General features: G+C 68.1%; 25 protein-coding genes and 1 pseudogene. 7 read left to right on the top strand and 19 right to left on the bottom strand.

Translation table 11 applies throughout. From position 1 onward, the window contains the following. Positions 1–487 precede the first annotated feature (487 nt). Entirely contained in the window at positions 488–811 is a 324-nt protein-coding gene (locus tag ACGFR9_RS23055; protein WP_311643782.1) for a hypothetical protein, read from the bottom strand. A 355-nt stretch (positions 812–1,166) separates the two neighbouring features. Between ACGFR9_RS23055 and ACGFR9_RS23050 the strand changes: the two genes are divergently transcribed. From ACGFR9_RS23050 to ACGFR9_RS23040, 3 genes are read left to right on the top strand one after another with little or no spacing between them, the layout of a single operon-like run. Beyond that, positions 1,167–2,039 (top strand): bifunctional DNA primase/polymerase, encoded by an 873-nt coding sequence (locus tag ACGFR9_RS23050; RefSeq protein WP_393211685.1) that lies wholly within the window; start codon positions 1,167–1,169, stop codon positions 2,037–2,039. 43 nt (positions 2,040–2,082) lie between these two features. Further along, positions 2,083–2,514, top strand: coding sequence for a hypothetical protein (locus tag ACGFR9_RS23045; protein WP_393211683.1), 432 nt, complete (start codon positions 2,083–2,085; stop codon positions 2,512–2,514). A gap of 28 nt (positions 2,515–2,542) precedes the next feature. Then, positions 2,543–3,055, top strand: coding sequence for a DinB family protein (locus tag ACGFR9_RS23040; RefSeq protein WP_393211681.1), 513 nt, complete (start codon positions 2,543–2,545; stop codon positions 3,053–3,055). Between the two features lie 17 nt (positions 3,056–3,072). Here the strand turns inward: ACGFR9_RS23040 and ACGFR9_RS23035 are convergent, their stop codons facing one another. Next, positions 3,073–3,954, bottom strand: coding sequence for a GNAT family N-acetyltransferase (locus ACGFR9_RS23035; protein ID WP_393211680.1), 882 nt, complete (start codon positions 3,952–3,954; stop codon positions 3,073–3,075). Positions 3,955–4,621: 667 nt separating this feature from the next. Here ACGFR9_RS23035 and ACGFR9_RS23030 point away from each other — a divergent pair. Next, the gene (locus ACGFR9_RS23030) at positions 4,622–5,044 is read left to right on the top strand and encodes a peptidoglycan-binding protein (protein WP_393211678.1); all 423 of its coding nucleotides are present in this window, start codon (positions 4,622–4,624) and stop codon (positions 5,042–5,044) included. A 545-nt stretch (positions 5,045–5,589) separates the two neighbouring features. Here the strand turns inward: ACGFR9_RS23030 and ACGFR9_RS23025 are convergent. From ACGFR9_RS23025 to ACGFR9_RS22970, 12 genes are all read right to left on the bottom strand, one after another. Further along, positions 5,590–5,955 carry a hypothetical protein gene (locus tag ACGFR9_RS23025; protein WP_393211676.1) on the bottom strand — a complete coding sequence of 122 codons (366 nt, stop codon included), beginning with the start codon at positions 5,953–5,955 and terminating at the stop codon, positions 5,590–5,592. 1,147 nt (positions 5,956–7,102) lie between these two features. Continuing rightward, entirely contained in the window at positions 7,103–8,245 is a 1,143-nt protein-coding gene (locus tag ACGFR9_RS23020) for a tyrosine-type recombinase/integrase (protein ID WP_393211674.1), read from the bottom strand. Beyond that, entirely contained in the window at positions 8,245–8,463 is a 219-nt protein-coding gene (locus tag ACGFR9_RS23015; RefSeq protein WP_370404274.1) for a helix-turn-helix domain-containing protein, read from the bottom strand. The genes ACGFR9_RS23020 and ACGFR9_RS23015 overlap by 1 nt, the downstream gene beginning before the upstream one ends. Next, a complete protein-coding gene (gene repSA / locus ACGFR9_RS23010) occupies positions 8,457–9,854 on the bottom strand; it encodes a replication initiator protein RepSA (RefSeq protein WP_393211672.1) in 1,398 nt (465 codons plus the stop codon). Before repSA ends, ACGFR9_RS23015 begins: the two co-directional genes overlap by 7 nt. An 89-nt stretch (positions 9,855–9,943) precedes the next feature. Beyond that, positions 9,944–10,255, bottom strand: a complete 312-nt coding sequence (locus tag ACGFR9_RS23005) for a SpdD-like protein (RefSeq protein WP_393211670.1) — start codon at positions 10,253–10,255, stop codon at positions 9,944–9,946. 12 nt (positions 10,256–10,267) lie between these two features. Further along, complete coding sequence (locus tag ACGFR9_RS23000) at positions 10,268–10,423, bottom strand: hypothetical protein (protein ID WP_086014686.1); 156 nt, start codon at positions 10,421–10,423, stop codon at positions 10,268–10,270. A gap of 13 nt (positions 10,424–10,436) precedes the next feature. After that, positions 10,437–10,628, bottom strand: a complete 192-nt coding sequence (locus ACGFR9_RS22995; protein WP_370404275.1) for a mobile element transfer protein — start codon at positions 10,626–10,628, stop codon at positions 10,437–10,439. A 1-nt stretch (position 10,629) separates the two neighbouring features. Further along, positions 10,630–10,824 carry a hypothetical protein gene (locus ACGFR9_RS22990; protein ID WP_393211668.1) on the bottom strand — a complete coding sequence of 65 codons (195 nt, stop codon included), beginning with the start codon at positions 10,822–10,824 and terminating at the stop codon, positions 10,630–10,632. An 18-nt stretch (positions 10,825–10,842) separates the two neighbouring features. Continuing rightward, positions 10,843–11,520, bottom strand: coding sequence for a DUF2637 domain-containing protein (locus ACGFR9_RS22985; protein WP_393211666.1), 678 nt, complete (start codon positions 11,518–11,520; stop codon positions 10,843–10,845). An 80-nt stretch (positions 11,521–11,600) separates the two neighbouring features. Beyond that, positions 11,601–12,956: an FtsK/SpoIIIE domain-containing protein gene (locus tag ACGFR9_RS22980; RefSeq protein WP_393211664.1), complete on the bottom strand. Its 1,356-nt coding sequence runs from the start codon at positions 12,954–12,956 to the stop codon at positions 11,601–11,603. Between the two features lie 3 nt (positions 12,957–12,959). Further along, the gene (locus ACGFR9_RS22975; RefSeq protein ID WP_393211661.1) at positions 12,960–13,316 is read right to left on the bottom strand and encodes a hypothetical protein; all 357 of its coding nucleotides are present in this window, start codon (positions 13,314–13,316) and stop codon (positions 12,960–12,962) included. Between the two features lie 139 nt (positions 13,317–13,455). Next, positions 13,456–14,235 carry a GntR family transcriptional regulator gene (locus ACGFR9_RS22970; RefSeq protein WP_393211658.1) on the bottom strand — a complete coding sequence of 260 codons (780 nt, stop codon included), beginning with the start codon at positions 14,233–14,235 and terminating at the stop codon, positions 13,456–13,458. Positions 14,236–14,253: 18 nt separating this feature from the next. Here ACGFR9_RS22970 and ACGFR9_RS22965 point away from each other — a divergent pair, with 18 nt between their 5' ends. Then, positions 14,254–14,718 (top strand): NUDIX hydrolase, encoded by a 465-nt coding sequence (locus ACGFR9_RS22965; RefSeq protein WP_393211655.1) that lies wholly within the window; start codon positions 14,254–14,256, stop codon positions 14,716–14,718. A 336-nt stretch (positions 14,719–15,054) separates the two neighbouring features. On the opposite strand, the gene ACGFR9_RS22960 is transcribed toward ACGFR9_RS22965, so the two are convergent. Then, positions 15,055–16,059 (bottom strand): hypothetical protein, encoded by a 1,005-nt coding sequence (locus tag ACGFR9_RS22960; protein ID WP_393211652.1) that lies wholly within the window; start codon positions 16,057–16,059, stop codon positions 15,055–15,057. Here ACGFR9_RS22960 and ACGFR9_RS22955 point away from each other — a divergent pair. Continuing rightward, on the top strand, positions 16,058–16,528 hold the full coding sequence (locus ACGFR9_RS22955; protein WP_393211649.1) for a hypothetical protein: 471 nt from the start codon (positions 16,058–16,060) through the stop codon (positions 16,526–16,528). The two genes, ACGFR9_RS22960 and ACGFR9_RS22955, sit on opposite strands and share 2 nt — an antisense overlap. 152 nt (positions 16,529–16,680) lie before the next feature. On the opposite strand, the gene ACGFR9_RS22950 is transcribed toward ACGFR9_RS22955, so the two are convergent. The 4 genes and pseudogenes from ACGFR9_RS22950 to ACGFR9_RS22935 all read right to left on the bottom strand — a co-directional run bounded on the left by ACGFR9_RS22950 (position 16,681) and on the right by ACGFR9_RS22935 (position 18,729). Then, entirely contained in the window at positions 16,681–16,989 is a 309-nt protein-coding gene (locus ACGFR9_RS22950) for a hypothetical protein (RefSeq protein WP_393211646.1), read from the bottom strand. After that, positions 16,986–17,711 (bottom strand): GntR family transcriptional regulator, encoded by a 726-nt coding sequence (locus tag ACGFR9_RS22945; protein WP_393211643.1) that lies wholly within the window; start codon positions 17,709–17,711, stop codon positions 16,986–16,988. The genes ACGFR9_RS22950 and ACGFR9_RS22945 overlap by 4 nt, the downstream gene beginning before the upstream one ends. Continuing rightward, positions 17,680–17,940, bottom strand: a complete 261-nt coding sequence (locus tag ACGFR9_RS22940) for a hypothetical protein (protein WP_393211640.1) — start codon at positions 17,938–17,940, stop codon at positions 17,680–17,682. The genes ACGFR9_RS22945 and ACGFR9_RS22940 overlap by 32 nt, the downstream gene beginning before the upstream one ends. Positions 17,941–18,451: 511 nt before the next feature. Next, a pseudogene (locus ACGFR9_RS22935) lies at positions 18,452–18,729 on the bottom strand (hypothetical protein). 80 nt (positions 18,730–18,809) lie between these two features. On the opposite strand from ACGFR9_RS22935, the gene ACGFR9_RS22930 reads away from it, so the two are divergent. Next, positions 18,810–19,565, top strand: a complete 756-nt coding sequence (locus ACGFR9_RS22930; RefSeq protein WP_393211637.1) for a GntR family transcriptional regulator — start codon at positions 18,810–18,812, stop codon at positions 19,563–19,565. Positions 19,566–19,623: the final 58 nt, after the last annotated feature.

The raw sequence follows: 19,623 nt of genomic DNA, 5'->3' as shown, positions 1-19,623 counted from the left end.
GGCACGGCAGCGCCCGCGACGGGCTTCGGCGCGAACACCCGCGGGAAGCCGCCGCGGAAGCCCCCGTGCCGGGCCGCCGCAGACGCACCCGCCACGGGCCGCCACGAAAGCCCCCGTGGCGGGCCCGCGGCAGGAGCGCCCGCAAGGTACCCGTGACAGGCCCGCCACAGGAACCCATGAAGGACCACAGCAGCAACGCCCACGAGATACCCGTGACAGGCCCGCCACAGGAACACCCATGAGGGACCACGGCAGGAACGCCCACGGGGGATCCTCCGCGAGAAGCACCCGTTCCGGGCCGCCGGGGAGACGCCCGCGAGGGCCCCGCAGAAGTGCCGTGACGGGCCGCCCCGGAAGCCCTCACGAGGAATTCCCCCGGTGAAAACGCCCGCGCGGCAGCGCCGAAGCACTGCCGCGCGAACGCTTCCCCCCCAAGGCCCCCCATGGCGCCCCGGTGACACCCCCCGTCAGGTCGCCGCCGGCCCCCTCACCACAGCGGGCTGAAGCTGACCGCCACGTTGTCGTTGCCCTGGTTGACGGCCGTGAAGGCGGAGCCGCTGACCTGGGCGCTGTTGCTCTGGTTCGTGGCGCCGGAGCCGGTGGCCTGCTGCTGCGAGGTCGCCGAGTTGCCGAAGTTGTCGCCGCCTACGCCGCTGCCCAGGGCGCCGGCGTCGGAGCTGGTGGCCGTCGCGATCGATCCGTCGTCCGCCAGGACGCCGTTGTCCGCCGTCGCGACGCCGGTGAAGAGGGCGGCCGCGAGCGGAAGGGCGGAGACCGCGGCGATGACGCGGGCGGTACGGATACTTGCCATGTTGTATTCCCTCCAGAACAAGGACGCACCGGCTCATGACCGCCTGTGCGTGGGATTCGGCTGTCACCAGGGAAGTTGGCCCCCCACCCCGGTGCTGTGCACGACGTCGCGAGATCAGTGCTGCCCAGGCAATCCCCGCCGAACCACCCTGGACGCCGCCTTCGCACGCAAGCGTGACGACAACGGGATAAACCCCGGCACGCCCCCGAATTCCCACCACTCCCGCACGGGACTGGCACGCGCCCGCCCCCGCAAGGGGTGAAGCGTTCCGCCACCGTCCCGGCGACGGCTCCACTCCCGCACGCCGTCCGCACTCCCCCTTCCCTTTTTCGAACGCATGTACGAAAATAAGCTCATGGCCACCACCGACCGGCAGGCCACGACGCTGGCCCTCGCACACGCCCTGTCAGCCGCCGAACGCGGCCTGGCCGTCATCCCCCTGTCCCGGACCAAGCTCCCGGCCCTGCGCTCACCCCACCGCGACCTACCGGAGCCGGCGGGCCCGCCCTGTCACGGCGAGTGCGGCCACTACGGCCATGGCGTCCACGACGCCTCCACCGACCCCGCCCGGATCCGCGCCCTGTTCGCCGCCGCACCCCGCGCCACCGGCTACGGCATCGCCTGCGGACTGCCCCCGCACCACCTCGTCGGCATCGACCTGGACACCAAGACCGGCACGGACGCCTCCGCCGCCCTGCGCGAACTGGCACTGCGTCACCTGTTCACGATCCCCGCCACGGTGGTCGTCCTCACCCCGAGCGGCGGCCGCCATCTGTGGCTGAGCGGCCCGCCGGACGTCGTCGTCCCCAACTCCGCGGGCCGCCTCGCCCCCGGCATCGACATCCGGGGCGCCGGCGGCTATCTCGTCGGCCCCGGCTCCCGTACGGACCGCGGCACGTACGCCACCGCCCCCGGCACCGCGCACCTGCCCCCGGCCCCCTGCCCGCCCGCGCTCCTGCGCCTGCTTCTCCCGCCGCCCCGCGCGCACCACCCGACTCCCCCGTCGGCCGGCGGACACGGCCAGGGCCTGGTCCAGTTCGTCCTCGCGGCGCATGAGGGGCAGCGCAACACCCGCCTGTTCTGGGCGGCCTGCCGCGCCTACGAGGACGGCATCGGCCCGGACCTGGTGGACCCGCTGGTCACCGCCGCCGTCAGCACGGGCCTGACCGCACGAGAGGCCCGCGCGACGATCGCGTCGGCCGCCCGCATGACAGCCCACCGCCCCTGAAATTCGAAAGCCCCGAATGCACCACCGCCATAAGGTGCCGACCATGGCACTCGCCCGCGTCGTCCTGGCCTCCGGCCGCCCGGTCGACCTCTCCGCACTCCATATGTCGTCGACCTACGGCGGCCTGCTCGAGGGCTACCCCTGCAAACCCCTCAACGACCGGCGGATCGACGCGCTGGTGCGCATGGCCGGCCGCTCCTTCCCGGGCGCCCAGGTCCATCTGATCCCGCCCCCGCGCGAGTACCCCGACCAGTACGCGGGCGCCTTCGGCCCGGTGGAGGTGCTGCCCTCCGTCGCCTGTGTGGGCAGCTTCCGCGCGGAGGCTCTCGACCCGTCCCACGACCGCGCCCTGTACCGCTCCCGCCTCACCGTCGTCTGGTTCCAGCCCACCGCGTGCGTCCCCTCGGGCCACGACGCGGAACCCGGCCTCCTGGAAGTGAACTGGGACACCCTCGCGGCGGACGAGGAACTCTGACCCCCTGCCGCCCCACAGAAGGTCCCTCATGCCCACCTCCCTGTTGCGCTTCCAGTTCGACCTGACCTGGTCCCTGTTCGAGTACCACCTGGAACGCCTGGAACCGGACGACTTCCTGTGGGAGCCCACGCCCCACTGCTGGACCGTGCGCCGGTCACCCGAAGGGGCCTGGGTCCCCGACTGGGCGGAGACCGAGCCCGACCCCGTGCCCGTGCCCACCATCGCCTGGGTCACCTGGCACATCGGCTGGTGGTGGAGCGTGACGACGGACCACGCGCGGGGACGCCTCCCCCGCGCGCGGACGGAGATCGTCTGGCCCGGCGAGGGTCCGGCGACGGTGGACTGGCTGCGCTCCCTGCGCGACGAATGGCTCGCGGTCCTCGACGGCCTCACCGACGCGGAGCTGAGCACCCCGGCGCCCTTCCCCTGGCCGGACGACCCGGCGCGCACCAAGGCGCACATGGTCGCCTGGGTGAACGCCGAACTGATGAAGAACGTGGCGGAGATCGGCCAGCTGCGCCTGCTGCGCGTGGTGTCCTGAAACCGCTCCGGCGGTGCTCAGCGGGCCTCCGGCTCCACGTACGCGAAGTCGTAGGTCCCCCAGTCGGCGAGGGTGCGGTAACCGAGCCGCTGGTAGAGAGCGTTGCTGGTGGGGTTGGACAGGTCCGCGAACAGCACGACGTCCCGCGCGCCGGCGGCCAGCGCGGCCCGGCTCACCTCGGCCGCCACGGCGGCCGCGTAGCCCCGGCCCCGCAGCCGGGCCGGGGTGTACACGATGTCCACCTGGATCTGTCCGCCGATCAGCGGGTTCATACCCGCGACGGAGACGGGAGTACGGTCCGGGGTCTCCCAGAGCGTGTACCGCTTGTCGGCGTACCGGGTGCTGCTCCACGTCTCGGCGTTCACGGTGACGTCCTCACCGACGGCCTTGGCGAACTCTCCGCACCAGAAAGCGGCTTCGTCGAGATCCCCCTCACCCAGCACGCGCGCCCGCCCCGCCGGCAACGGCTCGGGCGGGGTGAGCGTGCCGAGCCGGTACAGCCGCAGTCGCAGGTCACGGGCCTTGGACGTCGCACCGGTGTGCCGCCCCCAGGCCTCGGCGAACACGGCGGCGCTCTCGTGGTCCGCGCTGACGGCGGGCAGTTCGGGCAGCACCCCGGCCAGCCGGGCGGCGAGGCTGTCGGCCTGCCCGGCCGTCAGCGGGGTGACGCTCACCCCGCGCGGCGGCAGCCGATAGAACACGGCCCGCACCTCACCCGCCGACTCCAGCACCCCGAAGAGCGCGGTCCCGCCCCCGAACGCCGCCGGCCCCCGCGTACGCACCCTCTCGGCCCAGGTCAGCGCCATCACATGCATCCCGGGCCGCGAACGCAGAAACCCCCCGGCACGGTCGAGAAGGTCGTCAACGTCTTCGGTGAGATACCAGTCATCCACGCGCATGCCTCATTCTGTCCCCCCCGCCCCGACCGACACGCCCCCGTCTCCCGACCACGGAGAAAGCCCGCGTGCCCCTTGCGCCCCGTTCGACCGGCTCCCCCGGGGGAGCCACAGGGCCGGACACAAGAACAGCCCCCGACCGAACTACCAGGTCAGGGGCCGTTCTCACTGCTCTCAGCGCGGAGGCGGTGGGATTTGAACCCACGGTGCGCACGGTGTGAAAGCACCTGGCCAAGCGGCAGGACGGCAAGCCGGCCGCCGCCGCGCGGTGCTGAGCAACTGCCTGCGCCTGGCCGTCGAACACGTTCAGCGCTGTGCGCGGGTGGCCCGGTCCGGTCGCAGGAGTACGGCGCAGTATGGAAGGAGGTCCGCCGGAAGGCGCTCACACCTGCGCAGGTCAGGAGGACACGATGAACGCCCTGATCGAGCAGGGTCTGGCGGAGCACGGGAGAGGGACCGAAAGGTCGCAGGAGGTCCATCACCGAGGTGAGGCACGGGGTACCTCTGAACACAACCCGGAAGGTTATAGGTACGCCCTACCTCGGAAGCTCTTCACACTGGTCGCGCACTCTGCGACAGCACAGTGCGCGACCGATTCAACGGGACGGGATAGAAACGCGAAGCATTCCCGGTGTCCCGCCAAACATGGGAGCAGGACTTGCGACTGCGTGTGAAGCTCAACATGGCCCTGGGGGCGGCTGCACTGGCCATGTCCGGTATGGCAATCACTCCAGCAACGGCCGCTGACGCCAGCATCCAAGCGTACTCGTGCAACGTCACGGAGAAGTCGCCTGGCAATGACATCGACGACATCAAGTACTACGCCGGGCACTACAGCGGAGAGACCATACAGCCCTCCTCCACATCCGTGTCGGCGGCGGGGGCGGAGGCCCAGTGCCTCCTTAAGCACAAGGGGTACAACCCGGGGACCGTGGACGGCATCTTCGGAAGCAACTCGCAGAGGGCCGCGAAGAATTTCCAGGCCAGCGTCAACGAACTGTGCGGTGAGAGGGTCCTGGACGTGGACGGCAAGGTCGGTCCCAGGACTTGGCCCTACCTGCGTCAGGTGTTCGTCTGCTGGGAGCAGGACTGAGATCGGTCTGCCACCATTTTCTTGCAGACCAGCGTGATTTCTGGCCGCAGGTTGGCCGCACGCGCTGGACAGAAGTGGGATACCGGCGATTCAAGGTGAGACAAGGTGAACGCAGAAGGGGTGCCCCGGCGAACGGGGCACCCCTTCTGACCTGCAACATCTATGACCTGCGCGGAGGCGGTGGGATTTGAACCCACGGTGACATCGCTGCCACGACGGTTTTCAAGACCTTTCGCCGATCACAGCCGATGACCGCTGCGCCGCAGGTCAGACGGGCGCAGGCATCCCCGCCGAGCCGTCGCCGTTGCCGTCGTGCCCCCTACGTGCCCCTGGACGCCGTCATGTCCGCTGGACCACACGTCGGATGCTTCGGCCGCCTGGCCGTCGCGGCGGAGCGGCCCTCGGCGTCGGTCATTCATATAAGCGGCGCGCTCCACCTGGACGCCAGGTACCCACGCCCGATCCGCGGTGTGTGGGTCGAGGGCGGACCAGACGGGAGTTGGGTGAGGGTGAACGGCTATCTGCCCTGTAGTGGTCGGAGGGGGTCACAACCAAAGGATCAGAGCGACGATCACAACGAGGAGAACAAATGGGCTGGCAACTGCCTTGCGGAGCTCTCTTTCACCTTTTCCGGGAAACATGGGGTCGTCGCCCGCGCCTGTGAACTGGGTCGTCAAGTCCCCCTTACCAGTCAGGATGTCACTCGCTTCCCGCACCAGAGCAGCAGCTGCCTTCACATCACCCGAGTCCTTTAGCATTTCATCGATCTTGGCGAGCATCTGAGGAGAGGAGACCGCCAGTTTACGTACGTTTCGCTTGGTCTCCTCGTCAATCGCCTCATTTTTAATAATCGTCTGAAACACGCTGCCGTTATTGGTCTGAATATACTGATCAATCGCCGTCCCGGACACGCTTCCCCCCCTCGCACGTCGTATTGCTCACCAGTGAAGGCGCACGGTCCAGACTTAGGTGAAAGGATGAGGCGCACTCACCTTCGCTTTTTGATTGACCAAGCGGACCAGCCAATATAAGCGCAATCAAGACCGCAGCAACGGCTGACACGGTAGCCACTCCGACTCGTGCAAACGGGTTTAGCGCCTGACCGATCGTCTTGACCAAAGTGGGCCACTTGTGCGTGACCCAAAAGACGAAGATCAAACCGATTGCAGCGAAGACAAGTAGCCGGTCTCGCACGAAGGCCCCGACGTACTCATCAGAGGATAGGCGAACCAAACGCCGGAAAAGCCATTCGAGAGTTGGCAAAACATACGGGAAGTAGTTATTAATCACTTCAGCGCCAGCCGCTGCAACGAGAACGGCTAAGACAGCGCCGAACACGTAATAAGCAATCCCTATCCAACCCGCATTGCTAGCAGGGAGCTTCACTGCTGGCCATCTCGGTAGTTGTTCTGCGACACGGTGCCGTTGTTCGTTTCAATGAATTGCCCGTTGACAGTAATGCCGCCCGGCTGAGCGCCACGAGAGGGCCGAGGGATGTTGGTGTCGTCGTCTGGCCGCGTGTCACTACCGGGTGACGGAGGAGGAGGGGTCCGGTTGCCGGTGGACCGCGAGCGTGTCCACCGAGCAGTGATCACAGCACCGCCGAGTAGGCAAACTCCGCCAATTAAGGCAGCGACTATCTCGATCATGGAGCCCCCCTGAGGTCGATGAAGGTCGACAAAATCCTACCCACCAGGAGTAGTTGGGGATCGAGAACCCGTCAACAAGGGCAGCCGGTACCGACGTACGGTATCTGACCCCCCACAGCAGCGTCCGCAGAGCTATACGCAGCCGACTCACCGTCGTTGATCGATCCCCATCGGCTTGTGTCCGGATGCCAACGCCTCATCCATGCTCAGTCGAGCGGAAGACACAGGGCAACGACGAGTACTTCGGGCAGTACGCAGCAGAACGGACCCTGACCGATCTACCCCGGTCAGGGTCCGTCTTCGCTGCTCAACATGCAGAGGGAGCGGGAGTCGCCCCACAGCGACATCGCTACCACGACGGTTCCTGAGGCCTTTCACCACTCGGATGGGCCGACTGCTTCCCCACAGGTCAGTCGGGTGCGAGCATCCCGACGGAGCCGTCGCCATCGTGCCCACTGAGCCATGAGTCCGCTGCTTCGGCCACCTGGTCATCACGACCAGCGACAGGACGGGCGTAGTGCCGAGTGGTGACGCTCGCGTTCGAGTGGCCGAGCCGGTGAGCGGCGGTCATGACGCCGTACCGGTCGGCGACCCACGTGCCGTGCGAGGCGCGGAGGTCGTGCGGGGTGACGTCGGTCAGTCCGGCTGCCGACACCGCCGGGTCGAAGTACGCCTTGCGCCACTGGTTGTAGCGCAGCGGCTTGCCGCCGGGTGTCAGGAACAGGAGCGCGTCATCCCCGCCGGGCAGCGTCTCCAAGTGCCGGCCGAGCCGTTTCGCGAGCGACGGACCGACCCTAAGGAGCCGCTTCTGATGTGACTTGGGGGTGTCGAAGACCAAGGTCCCGTTGGCTTCGGCAAGGTTCTCGTCGACCAGGACGAAGCCGCCGGAGACGTCGATGTCCGCGCGCCGAAGGGCGAACGCCTCACCCACCCGCAGGCCCGCGTACGCGAGGAGGGCGATCAGCAGGTCATGCGGCTTGGCCGCACTCTGGACGATCCGCGAAGCCTCCAGCGGGGTAAGGATGTGCGGCTCGGTCTGCGGCATCCGAGGCAGCTTCACGCCCCGGCAGGGCGTCTGCGGGATCATGTCGTTGTCGACGGCCGACCGCATGATCTGCGACAGGACCCGGTACGCCTGCCTGATTCGCGACGCGCTGAGCCCTCTGGACTTCATCCCACCGACCCACTCAGCGACGGTGATCGGTCGGAGGCCGGACAGCTCACGGTCGCCGAGGGCCGGAACGATCAGCGAATTGATCAGGGACCGGTACGACGCCTGTGTTTTGTGCTTGAGCTGCGGAGAGACGGCAGCAAGCCAGCGGGCCGACCAGTCCCGTACGGTCGTCTGCCCCTCGGCCGGGTCGAGCCAGCGCCCCTCTTCGATCTCGATGCGCTTCCGCATGAGCCAGCGGTCGGCATCGGTCGACGTGGCGAACGTGCGATCCCCAGGGCGCAGGACGCCGTCAGGCCCCGGATAGCGCACCTGGAACCGGCCGGACGGCAACTTGCGGACACGGCCGAAGCCCCGGCGGGACTTGCGCTTACCGGCCATCAGGCGGCCCTCCGAAGACCGGCGGGGCGCAGGACGATCGGCACCACGGTGTTGGCGTCCACGTATGCCGCTACGGCGCTCTCCGGGATGCGGACATGTCGGCCGACCTTCACGAAGGTGATGCGGCGTTCCTCGATGAGGCGGCGGGGGAAGCGGACGCCCGTACCGAGGCGCTCAGCTACCTCGTCGACGGTAAGGAGGCGGTCCACGGTCACCACCCCCTCTCGTCGGCGGGCAGCGCGGCCAGAGCCTCGCGGGCGGTCTCCCGGTTGACTCGAATGTCCCGGGCGATGGTGGCGGCGAGGGCGGATTCACCGGGGGTGTGGCCGTGGCCGGCGTACTGCCAGTCCCTCAGGACGAGGACGGTCTCCGGCTCGCGGTCGTCCAGGCCGAGGGCCTCGGCGTCCTGTGCGGCGCGGTAGTCGGCGCGTGCCTGGCGGAGGGCGCCGAGGGTGGTGGAGTAGTGGCGGGACTTGGAGGAGAAGTGGCCGCGGAAGCCGAGCATGTGCGCCCAGGCCCAGAGGCGCCGTTCCGGGTACAGGCTGTCCAGGTCGCGGCACGCGGTGATGAGTCGGCGAGTGTGGTCCGGGACCCGGTGACGGTCGAGTTCGGCAAGTTCGCCGATGCGGCGGTCAAGGGTGCCGGTGTTCTCCGCTGCCTTGGTGGAGTACTTGGCGACGTAGGAGGCGACGGCCTGTTCGGTGATGTCGGAGCCGTCCCCGAACGCCTTCACCGGCCGGACGTCGAGCTGTGTGCCCCAGCGAAATGACCGAGCCGGTTGGTCCCCGGCGGCCGGGACGGAGACCGACGTGTAGGAGTGTGCCGCAGCTGCACCGATCGCGTCGGCGAGGACACCAGCCGTGGCCCACGCGGGCGGCGGTGTTCCAGGACCCTCCGGCCCGTCGAGCCGGATCACCGCATGGAAGTGCAGGGCCCCCCGCTTCTGGAACTCGGCGACCTTGCCGTACGAGAGGCGGACGTGATCGGCGAGTTCCCGGCGGGGAAGGCCGGCGCGGGCGGCGAGTTCGCGGCGGAGCCGGGTGGTGAAGCGCTGCCAAAGCTGCCCGGCGTGATTGTTGAAGAGGACGGCACCCGCGTAGTCGTACGTCTCCGAGTCGAGGGCGGTGCCCAGTTCGGGTGCGTCGGGAGCGTGGCGGGTGCCGCAGCGGCAGACGCCGTGATCGGGCCGGTTGTGAACCGGGCCGAACGAGGGCGCGGTGAGCGTGGCGAAGACACGCGGGTGATCGCGGACGGTGGCGGGGATATCGCGGCGGTCGTCACCGGCGAGGCCGGCGCGGATCAGGTGGTAGGTGTCGCTCGCGTAGGTCCAGGCACAGGCCGGGCAGCGGGAGGCGCGGCGGTTGCCGCAGGCGAGACGGAGGCGTCCGCCGGGCTCGTCGGCGGTGGTGTAGTGGTGCAGAGTTTCGCCGGTGGTCTTGTCCTTGTGGAGGGTCCAGCCGGTGAGGTGGATGGGGTCGGAGCAGCCGCCGGTGCGGCGGATCTGTTCTTCCCATCGGGTGTAGTCGTCGGCCGAGGCCACCCTCAGCAGGTCGCCGAGGATGACCGGGTCGAGCAGCGGCTCAGGCGCGAGTGAGGCGCGATGCGCCATGCTGGGTGCTTCCTTCCGGTTGCGAGATCGGACAGGGACGGCTCCCGGGCGGCGGATGCTTGGCGGTATCGAGGCCGCCCGGGGGCCGGTCAGCGACGCTTGGCGTCGGCGTTGACGAGCGAGCGGATCACCAGGGCGCAGACAGCGACCGAGGCGCCCGTGATGGCGACCGCGAGGAGCATGGAGACCAGGACGGCGCCGACAACCAGGACGACGGCGGTGCCGCCGCCGACCAGGGCGAGCGCGGTGCCGGGGGTGAGCTGGACCGTGGGCCGGGTCGAGGCCGGAACGGTGGCCGGCGGGGTGGAGGCGCCGGGGGTGATCGTGGTCGGCTCGACGACGACGGGCGGGGTGACCGTGCCGGTGGGCTGGGGCATGGTCGGGAGCTTGGGCCGGAACATCAGCGGATCTCCTTACTTCACGGCGGAGTCGATGAGCGGGGCGAACACGCTGTCGGCGAGGAGGAAGCCGCCGAGGAGCAGCACGGCGATCAGCCACCAGGGCGGGCGGACGAGCTTGACGCCGAGCCAGCCGACGACGATCAGGGCGAGCCAGAGCGGGACGTCCATGTGCGGTGGCCTCCTAGCGGACGCGGCAGCGGTGGGTGCGGGCGGCGAGCTGGGCGGCGGACTGGGTGGAGTAGTCCGCGGACCAGCCACAGCCGTCCGAGCTGCACACGGCGGCGTGCTTGGTGGTGCCGTTGCGGTCGCGGTGGGTGCCGATCTGCACGGGGCCGATCCGCATCACGGAGTGGAAGAAGTCGCGGGCGGGCATGTCAGTCGGTCTCCGTTCGGGTCGGCGCCGGGGCGGGGAAGGTGGCGCGGATCGCAGCGGCGGTGGCCGGGTCGGCGGTGAGGCGGGCGGCCTCCTCGGCGAGCAGGTGGGCGAGGAAGGGCCGGTTCGCGGCGGTCATCTCGCGGGCGGCGTCGAGGTGGTCGGCGGCGGTCAGGTCGGCCGGGTCGATGAGCACGGCATGTCTCCTGTCGGGTCAGGTGAGCTGGGCGGCGATGGCGTCGGCCAGGTGCGGCGGGACGCCGAGGCGGGCGCGCAGGGTGTCGGTGTCGATGCGTGCGCCGGTCCGCTGCTCGTGGTCGTCGGCGACCTTGCGGGCGTGGTCCACCAGCGCGGCCGGGACCGGAACGGCCGGCGAAGCCGGAGCGGAGTGGACGGGCGGGAGGGGTGGGGCAGCGTCGGCGGAGTCAACCGGGGCCGGTTCCGGCTCAGCAGCGGAGGCCGGTTCGGGTTCCACCTCGGGCACGGGGTCCGGCACCGGCGCAGGGTCCGGCGAAGCCGAGGTGTGGTCTGCGGACGAGTGGGCGAGGAGAGTGCCGCCCATGAAGGCCAGGGCCGGCCATGCGGCGACGAGGATGCGCAGCCAGGCCGGGACGTCGTCCAGGTCGAGGAGTCCGGCAGTGGCGACGTTCGCGCCGAGCGAGGCGACGAGGGCGATCAGGAACCAGCACCAGGCCAGCCGGGACGGCCCGTCCGTACGCAGCCGTCGCCAGGCGGCGACGAGGAGCAGGTCCACGGAGACCGGGTAGGCCCAGGCTTTCCAGCCGTCCTGTCCAGCGGCGGCGGCGAGGTCGTGAAGGTGGGCGAAGGACAGTGCCCCGGCGATGACGGCCTGAACGAGCACGGCGTCCACGCGGAGGGCGGAGCGGGTCATGACGGCTCCTCCTGTGATCGGGCATGGCGAGGGTAGGGACCCGGCGCGAAGTGCGGTCGCGCCGACCGTGGGGGCGAGGGTCAGGCGGTGGCGGGGGCTGTCTTGGACAGCGGCACACGGGCCGACGCCAACGCGGCGACCGGGGGCCGGAACGCGGCCAGGGCCGGGAGATCCGGGGTGCGGTCGGCGTGCTTGTTGCAGATGTTCACGGCGTGTCGTAGCGAGGTGTGCGGGGCGCGGATGCGGTGCCAACCGCCGGTGGAGTCACCGGCGATGGCGAGCCCGCGCGTCTCAGCGGGAATCTGGATCGCGGCAAGGACCGCATCCGGGGCGATGTCTCCGAAGGCCATGTTCGCCGAGGTTTCGTCGTTGACGCGGTGTGCGGTGCGGCCGGTGAGCTGGGCGCGCAGCATGGTGATGCCCTTGCCGAGTTCGGAGCCAAAGCGCTGCCCGCAGATCTCCAGATAGATGCCGGCCGCGCGGCCGAGCTGGGCGAGGCGGACCAGGGCGGTGATGATCCGGTCCCGACGCTTCTCCTCCTCCTTGCTCGCGAAGAGGGCGAGTTCTGCGACCTCGTCGACCAGGACCACGACCGGCACCGGCCGCAGGTCTTCGGGCAGGTCCCAGATGTCGGCGGCGATCTCCGCATCCGGCACGGCGACGCTGACGCGCTGTTCGGCCCGGATGAGCTGATACACGTCCTCCATGTGGGAGACCAGCGCCTCCAGCAGCTCCAACGCGGTATCGGGGTTGTCGGCGAGCGCGGAGAACCGGCGCGCCAGCGGGAACAGCTCCACCCCTTGCTTGCAGTCGATGCCAACGAGGGCAACGTTCTGCGCGGCGAGCCCGGCGACGAGGTTCCGCTGATAGACCGACTTACCGGACTCCGTCGCGCCGAGGGTCAGCCCGTGTGGCACGGCACGGTAGTCGCGGTAGTGGACCGAACCGTCCTCCCGCAGCGCCACCGGAACCCGCATCGGGCGAGCATCGATCTTGGCGGGCATCTGCACCCGCTTGAGTACGTCGTAGCCGGTCATCCGGATCTCGACGACGCCCGAGCGCAGCTCACGGGAAGTGACGCCGTACATCCCGAAGGAGTGGCGCAACCGGTCCGAGGCGGCGGCGACGTCGAAAGCATCCTGTCCGGGCCGGAGTTTAAGCCGCAGGACCAAGCCGGTACGGGTGGGCCGCAGCCGCAGGATGCGCGGTGCGCGGGACTCCGGAGCCGGGCGGTTGGTCATCCGGGCCAGCGTCAGACGCCAGCGCGAGGGCGGGACCGTCAGGCCGCAGGCGTCCATGACCGAGCCGTACCGGACCAGGACCCGCAGAACCGCGAGGGTGACCCCTAAGGTCAGCCAGTACCAGGCGGGGCGCCGCCACCGCAGGAGACCCGCAGCAGCAACGACCAGCACCAGGGCGACTAACAGCCACGTCATGGCTCAGGCCGCCTTCGAGGCCGAGTCGACGTCGACCAGCGAGGTGACGGCGACCGCGCGGAAGGCGATCCCGTGCCGCTTCTGGCCGTTGAACTCGCTCTCCCACGGTCGGGCGACCAGGCCGGTGAGCGCCACCGGGGTACCCATGGTCAGCTCACCGGAGAAGCCGGTCTCCGGGACGGTGATGGACAGGATCTCCACCTCGTCGTTGGCCGCGAACATCACGTCGACCGTCATCAGCTTGACGCCGGTCTCCATGTCGGTGGCGATCTCCCCGGTACGGCGGTCGCGGACCTTGGGCTGCGGGGCCTTGGCGACCATCACGGTGGCACCGGCGGTCTCGACGGGAATCTGACGCACAGCAGATCACTCCTCTATAGATGTTGAACTCCATCACTCATGTACATGAGTGATGGGAAGAAGAGTGCCTGACTCCTGTACATGAGTCAACCCGCCGCGGCTACGAAGTCACGACGGGTTGCGAGGAGTTGAACGGGCGTCAGTCGTCAGCGGGGATCCGGTACTCGAAAACGAACTGGTCAGCAGCCATGAGCGTGTCGCAGACCTCGACCACGAGACCGGCCGTCGTACGAGCCTCACGGATCAGGTGAACCACCGGCGCGCCGGGGCTGAGCGCCAGCTCGGACGCCTCCACCTTCGAGGCCGGCCGCGCTTGCAGCGTCTCAACGAACTCGGCGAACTCATGCCCGTGGTCCTCGAGTCGGGCATAGATGCCACCGCCGCCAGGGTTCTCGGCGAACAGTTCCGGGATCTCCTTGACAACATCCCATGGGAGGTACGAGGAGGCGGTCTCGACCGGGGTGCCGTTGCGGAAGTAGAGACGCCGGCGCGCGAGCACCTGAGTACCGACGGGAACGCCGAGCCGCCGGGCAACGTCCTCGGGAGCCTCCATAGGCCCGATGTAGAGGACGCTCACCTTCGCCGTGGCACCGGACTGCGCCGACTCCGCGAGATACGCGGCCTTGCCCCCCTGCCGAAGGGACCGCCGGAACCGATCCGACGACCGATGCCGCACCGGCGGCCGGTCCTTCACGATCGAACCCTTGCCGTGCCGAGTCTCGACGAGCCCGCTCGCCCGCACCTCGACCATGGCCTTACGGATCGTGCCGCCCGAGACGCCGTAACGCTCCACCAGCTCCGATTCACTCGGCACCATGTCACCGGGCTTGAGCACACCGGCGCGGATCTGCCGCACGATCTCATCGGCGATCTGCACGTACCGAGGCCCCGACCTGCCCCCCTCTACCGCAGTTCCCATAGCTGCTCTCCGCCTCCTATGCTCCTGTACATGAGTCAATCACAGGAAGCAACGGCCTCACCCCTGCACTCCGTGTCCGTCGCCGGAGTCGTGGTGCGCGAGGACGGCCGCCTCCTGGCGATCCGCCGAGCCGACAACGGCACATGGCAGCTCCCCGGCGGAGTGCTGGAACTCGACGAGACCCCGGAGGCCGGCGTAGCCCGCGAGGTCTGGGAGGAGACCGGCATCCACGTCGAGGTGGACGAACTCACCGGCGTCTACAAGAACACGACCCGCGGCATCGTGGCCCTGGTCTTCCGCTGCAAGCCCTCCGGCGGCACCGAGCGCACCTCTGACGAGTCGACAGCCGTCTCCTGGCTCACACCCGAGGAGGTCAGCGAGCGCATGGCCGAGGTCTACGCGATCAGACTCTTGGACGCCTTGGACGGCAACGGTCCCCACGTACGGAGCCACGACGGCAAGCAGCTCATCCCAGCGGGATAAGACTTTCCCTACTTCATCAAGGCCCGCGCACGGCGCGGGTGCGCGCCGCCTCTGCGGCGCGGCCCGCCTCCTGTCTGCGCCCCGGCTGGCCGCGCCCGGCGGCGCGCTCGGCGTCTGCGGGCATGAAGTGGGAGACACCCTCTGTGGCTGGGGCGGCCGGCTCCGCGGCTTTACGCAGCCACTTTGGGGCGAGCCTCTAAGATCTTGGCCCCAACGTCGTGCTTTAACGGGCAGGTCCAGAGACTGCCCGACTCGCCATCAGCTTACGGGGCCAAGATCACTCGCCCCAAAGCAGCTCCAGCCCAAAGCCGCTCCGCCGACCTAAATAGTGCACAGTCAGGAATTAGCCACTCTTTGCAATGCGTACACAAGGCGGGTTTCATCCTGCCCGTCTCTCCACTGCACAACCTCACGGATAGCCGTATCCGGAAGCGCACCATTTCCTGCGTTGAAGTCAACGACTGGACCACTCGGAGGGACATTAACAACAACCAGTACAGGCGCGACCGAGACAGGGAACCTTTCTGCTAGACGCTTTAGATCGTATCGCTCGAACCGGCCCTGACCTCGATACTTCACGACTATTCCAACTTGCCTATCGTCGACATGCGCGAAAAAATCCAAATCTCCATCGCGGTGGACTTGCTGAATCGGAAAGCCGAGGTCGACGAATGCACGCAAGACTGCCTGCTCATAGCGGATGGCACGGGCTTGGGGCGTCCTCGCCAGAGATAGTGCGTCAATGACACTCTGCGTAGCAGTGACATAAGAGGACGCACCTTCGGTCGTCAATCTCACATCACCCTCGTGCACCACACGATTACGAAGTGCTCTTAGGTCATTGGCAACACGGGCAAGACTCGCAGGAAGAATCCCTTGCACCTCGACCCTTCTGATCATGGCTCCTGCGGTGTGCCGAACATTGGAAGGCGAAATTACATCGGACAGGGCTCCTTCAAGTTCCTTCCATGCCCCTAGCACGGCTGCGGTGGGGTCTGACTGCGCAACTTTGAGAAGGCTAGCAAGTTCACGCTGGAGTCGTTCGGGCCTTATTTCGACCACATTACGAACGTCAACGTCTGCGTCTTCCTGTCGTTCGGTCTGGTCAACGCCACGCGTCGGCTCGCTGATTTCAGCAGCAATCTCGCCTTCAATTTCTGCCGCTTCTTCTGCCACCGCCTCAGCTTGCCTTTGAAAAGTGACGCCACCTATCGGCGTTTCCACTGAGTCGATATTTTGAACGAGTCCGACTAGCTGCTTCCTGAACACGAGGCCGAGGACGAGGACGACGCTAGGCCATATGAAAACCTTGATGTATTCAAGTAGCAGTTTCCAATCCATGAGCGGCATGATGACACGGCGCATCGGCAGGCGGGGGCAGAACCATAAAACAGCTGCATCGGTGAGGCGGCAGCAGGTCACGGCCGCCCGGGGTCAGTTGTGGCTGTACAGCAGCTCGACACATGCATCATGGAGCATGGGGATTGATCTGGAGCTGCACTCATCACGGCCGGCGCGCAGGCCCTGGCGCGCGACGCTCTTGCAGACTTCCTACGGGCATGGTGACGCCCTAGCCGATGCGCTCGGCTCGCTTCAGCTTCTCGGCGTACCAGGGCGGCTCACTGCCGTCGATCCGTACGGGGATACGTTGATGAACGAGCAGGAGGCCGCAGCCGCCGTTCAGGAGATTGGCGATCTGAAACAACAGTGCGGCGACGAGCGTCAGCTCGCCGCGTTGGACGACCTGGCGAGGATGCTGGGTGAGTGCGCAGCCACTCCCGGCAGTTATCTGTGGTTCGGGGGCGACTGAAGCTCACGCCACGACTGCTGGCTGAGTGTCTACTCTGGCGAGAGAGCTGGGCCGTCTCCGGGCCGTACGAGGTCAGCCGACGTCGACCGACAACGACAGAAGCCCACGGCATCTGAACTGGTCAGAGCCGTGGGCTTCGTCAGGCCCGCTGGTCAGCGGAGCCGGTGATCAGTAGACCGGCTATCGAGGCGGTGACCGCGACTCGTCGCGACGCGGAGCGTGTCCCGTAGGGCTCCGGTCAGGTCCCTCGCGAGGAGTCGCAGTTCGTCCGGTCCCGTTTCGGCGTCGGCGAGGGTTTCTGATGCCTGGTTCAGGAGGTCCGTGGCCATGCCGAGTTGCAGGGACTCCATGTTGTCCGCCAGGCGGGACATGTGGCCGCCGTTGTCATCGGTGCTGAGGAAGCACGGCTTGCCGTCGGGGCCCGTCCAGGGGAGGAGTCGCAGTTCGTTGAACGTCGTCATGCTTCCGCCGGCCTTTCGTCGAGCATGTGGTGAGTGGTGAACACCGCGTCGGCGCGGTCCCCCGGCAGCACCAGGAGGGCCGCCTCAACCACGCGTCCGGCGGTGTCGGCCGTCTGGCGGGTGATAGCGAGGACTGCCAGAGCGGAACTGATCCGGAGAGTGGATGCCTCCTCCGATGTCGGGAGGCGAACGCTGATCTCCTCCCGGACTTCAACCGGCGGTGGGCGGAGTTCCATCAATCGCGTCACCACCGCCTCGTACGGGAGTAACTCGCGAGCGGCCGGCGCCAGGTCGCACGGGACGTAGATACGAGCCAGGCTGTGGGGCCTCCCGCCCTCATGGCCAAGACAGAGGATCTCCGTCAAACGGCTGCCGGTCGGCATCTTCAGCAAGGCCGCAAGATGCCCGCGGGCCCGGACCTTACTGATGCGGACAGTGACGCTCAGGGGTGCGAGGTCCATGGCGAGGGTGTCCGGTGTCCGGGCCCCTCCCACGTACGTGATCCTGCGGACCGGACGGCGAACGAAGTTCCCCTTGCCGTGGACCTTTTCGACGAGGCCTTCCGCCTGGAGCACGGCGAGGGCGTTCCGCAGCGTCGATGTGCTCACCCTGTACTGCGCAGCCAAGTGCGCCTCAGAGGGCAGGGGGTCGCCGGGCTTGAGCCGACCAGAAGCGATCCGGTCCCGGAGGTCATCGGCGATGGTGTCGCGTCGCGAGGGCATGGGTGGGATCACCGCCCCTCACTCGCACGAGCCGCAGGGCGACGAGCCGTGTCATCGTGTGGATGGTCAGCAACTCGCCCGAGTCGAAGACGAGTCGCTTCGCTCCGCCAGGCAGCTGGAAGAGGTCAGCCACTCGACACTGCTGACCCCCGACCTGAATGACGTCGCCGCGCTGCACGCTCGCCGAGGTGATCTCGACCGGGGAAAGTACCGCGCCACTGGGTGCCATTACCTTCACCGTGCCGCCTCCGTCCGTGCCAGGCGATTGGCGATGGTGTGGCACGAGCAGTCGCAGGCTTCGTAGATCACCGGCACGTCGACCGGTGCGGTGGCCGGGGACGACTCCGCACAGGCGTGGTGCGTCCCGATCCGGCAGGAGGCCGATCGGTAGGAGTCGGGCCCCGGTGCGCGGAGTTGTTGGCGGGGCGGCATCAGTGGTCACCTGCCGGGGCGTACCAAGAGCCAGCGAGGGGAGCGCTGCTCACGGGTGCCGAGCGGTGCCGTGCGCGGGCCTCACTGGCCAGAACGTACGGGCGGACGAGCGCCGTCTCCTCGCCCACGAGAACGCCCGTGTGTTCGCGGTGGCGGCGCAGGAACAGCACCGCACCATGAGCCACTTCAAAGGCCGGCACCTCCGGCCGCACAGGCGTTACAGACCGGCGGTGCCGACCCTTGTAGAGGTACCGCTCCCTGAGGTGCGAGGCGGTACGGCGGATACGATCGAGCACGGTATTCAGCCCCTATCGCTGATGACCCGGTCCCCCGACATCGCCCGTCGCAGGGACCGTTTGCGTACGACCGCCCAGAGGGTGCGGTCATTCGAACTGGTGGCGAGGAGGCCGAAGCGGTCGGCCGTAGCCACTGCTTCCAGGACCTCCCGCCATGACTCGGCGGAGAGTGGTTCCGGCACTTCCGCCTCGATGGCCGTGCAGTCGTCGCGCTCCTCCACACGCGTGGCGAGCCCGACGGCCGATAACCGGGCGGCGATGGCCTCCGCGCGCTCCTTGGAAGCAGGCACAGGGCAGCCCTCCGGTTAGCGACGATCACTTTGAGTGAAGCTAGTTAACTAGATTAGAGCTAGTGGACTAGATTTTCCATATGTCTGAGCAACCGCCCTATCTCCGCATCGCCGACGAGCTACGGCGGCGGATCGCGGAGCACGAGTGGGAACCGGGGGACCGACTCCCCTCCCGCGCCCAGATCGGCCAGGAATACGACGTCGGCGACAACGTGGTCCGCCGGGCACAGGAGTTGCTGATCTCCCAAGGCATGCTCGAAGGCCGCGCCGGTTCCGGCACCTACGTCGCCGAGCCCCGACAGCGCGTGCGCGTAGTCCGTTCGTCCGCGCGAGAACAGCCCAGCGGCTCACCGTTCCGCGCCGACATGAAGGCCGTAGGCAGGCAAGGGGACTGGGAGAGCAAGACCGAGGCCAAGGTGCCAGCGCCGGCGGAGATCGCCACGCGTCTCGGTATCGCCGAAGACGATCTGTGCGTGCGGACCGCGTACGAGTTCCTGGCTGACGGCCGGCCGGTGCAGCTGTCGACGAGTTGGGAGCCGTACGACCTCACCGGCGGCACACTCGTCGTCCTCCCCGAGGGAGGGCCGCACGCCGGGGCGGGGGTCGTGAACCGCATGTCGGAGATCGGCATCACCGTCAGCCACGCCGTGGAGCAGCCGGAGCCGAGGCAGTCGACCGCCGAGGAGGCCTCACTCCTGGGCATCCAGAAGGGCGCGCTCGTCACGCACATCCGGCGGACGTACTACAGCGACCAGGGTCGCCCCGTGGAGACCGCGGACATCGTCGTACCCGCCGCGCTCTGCGAGATCGTCTACGAGATCCCGATCTCTCGATAGCCCTCCGCGCGTGCCCTCTACGTGCCCCAGCGTGCCCCTTGCGTGCCCGTTCGAGCGG

It is taken from the genome of Streptomyces sp. NPDC048584 (genome assembly GCF_043199595.1).
Classification (GTDB): domain Bacteria; phylum Actinomycetota; class Actinomycetes; order Streptomycetales; family Streptomycetaceae; genus Streptomyces; species Streptomyces edwardsiae.
The sequence above is the reverse complement of the archived record's forward strand: the minus strand, read 5'-3'. Positions and strand labels throughout refer to the sequence as shown.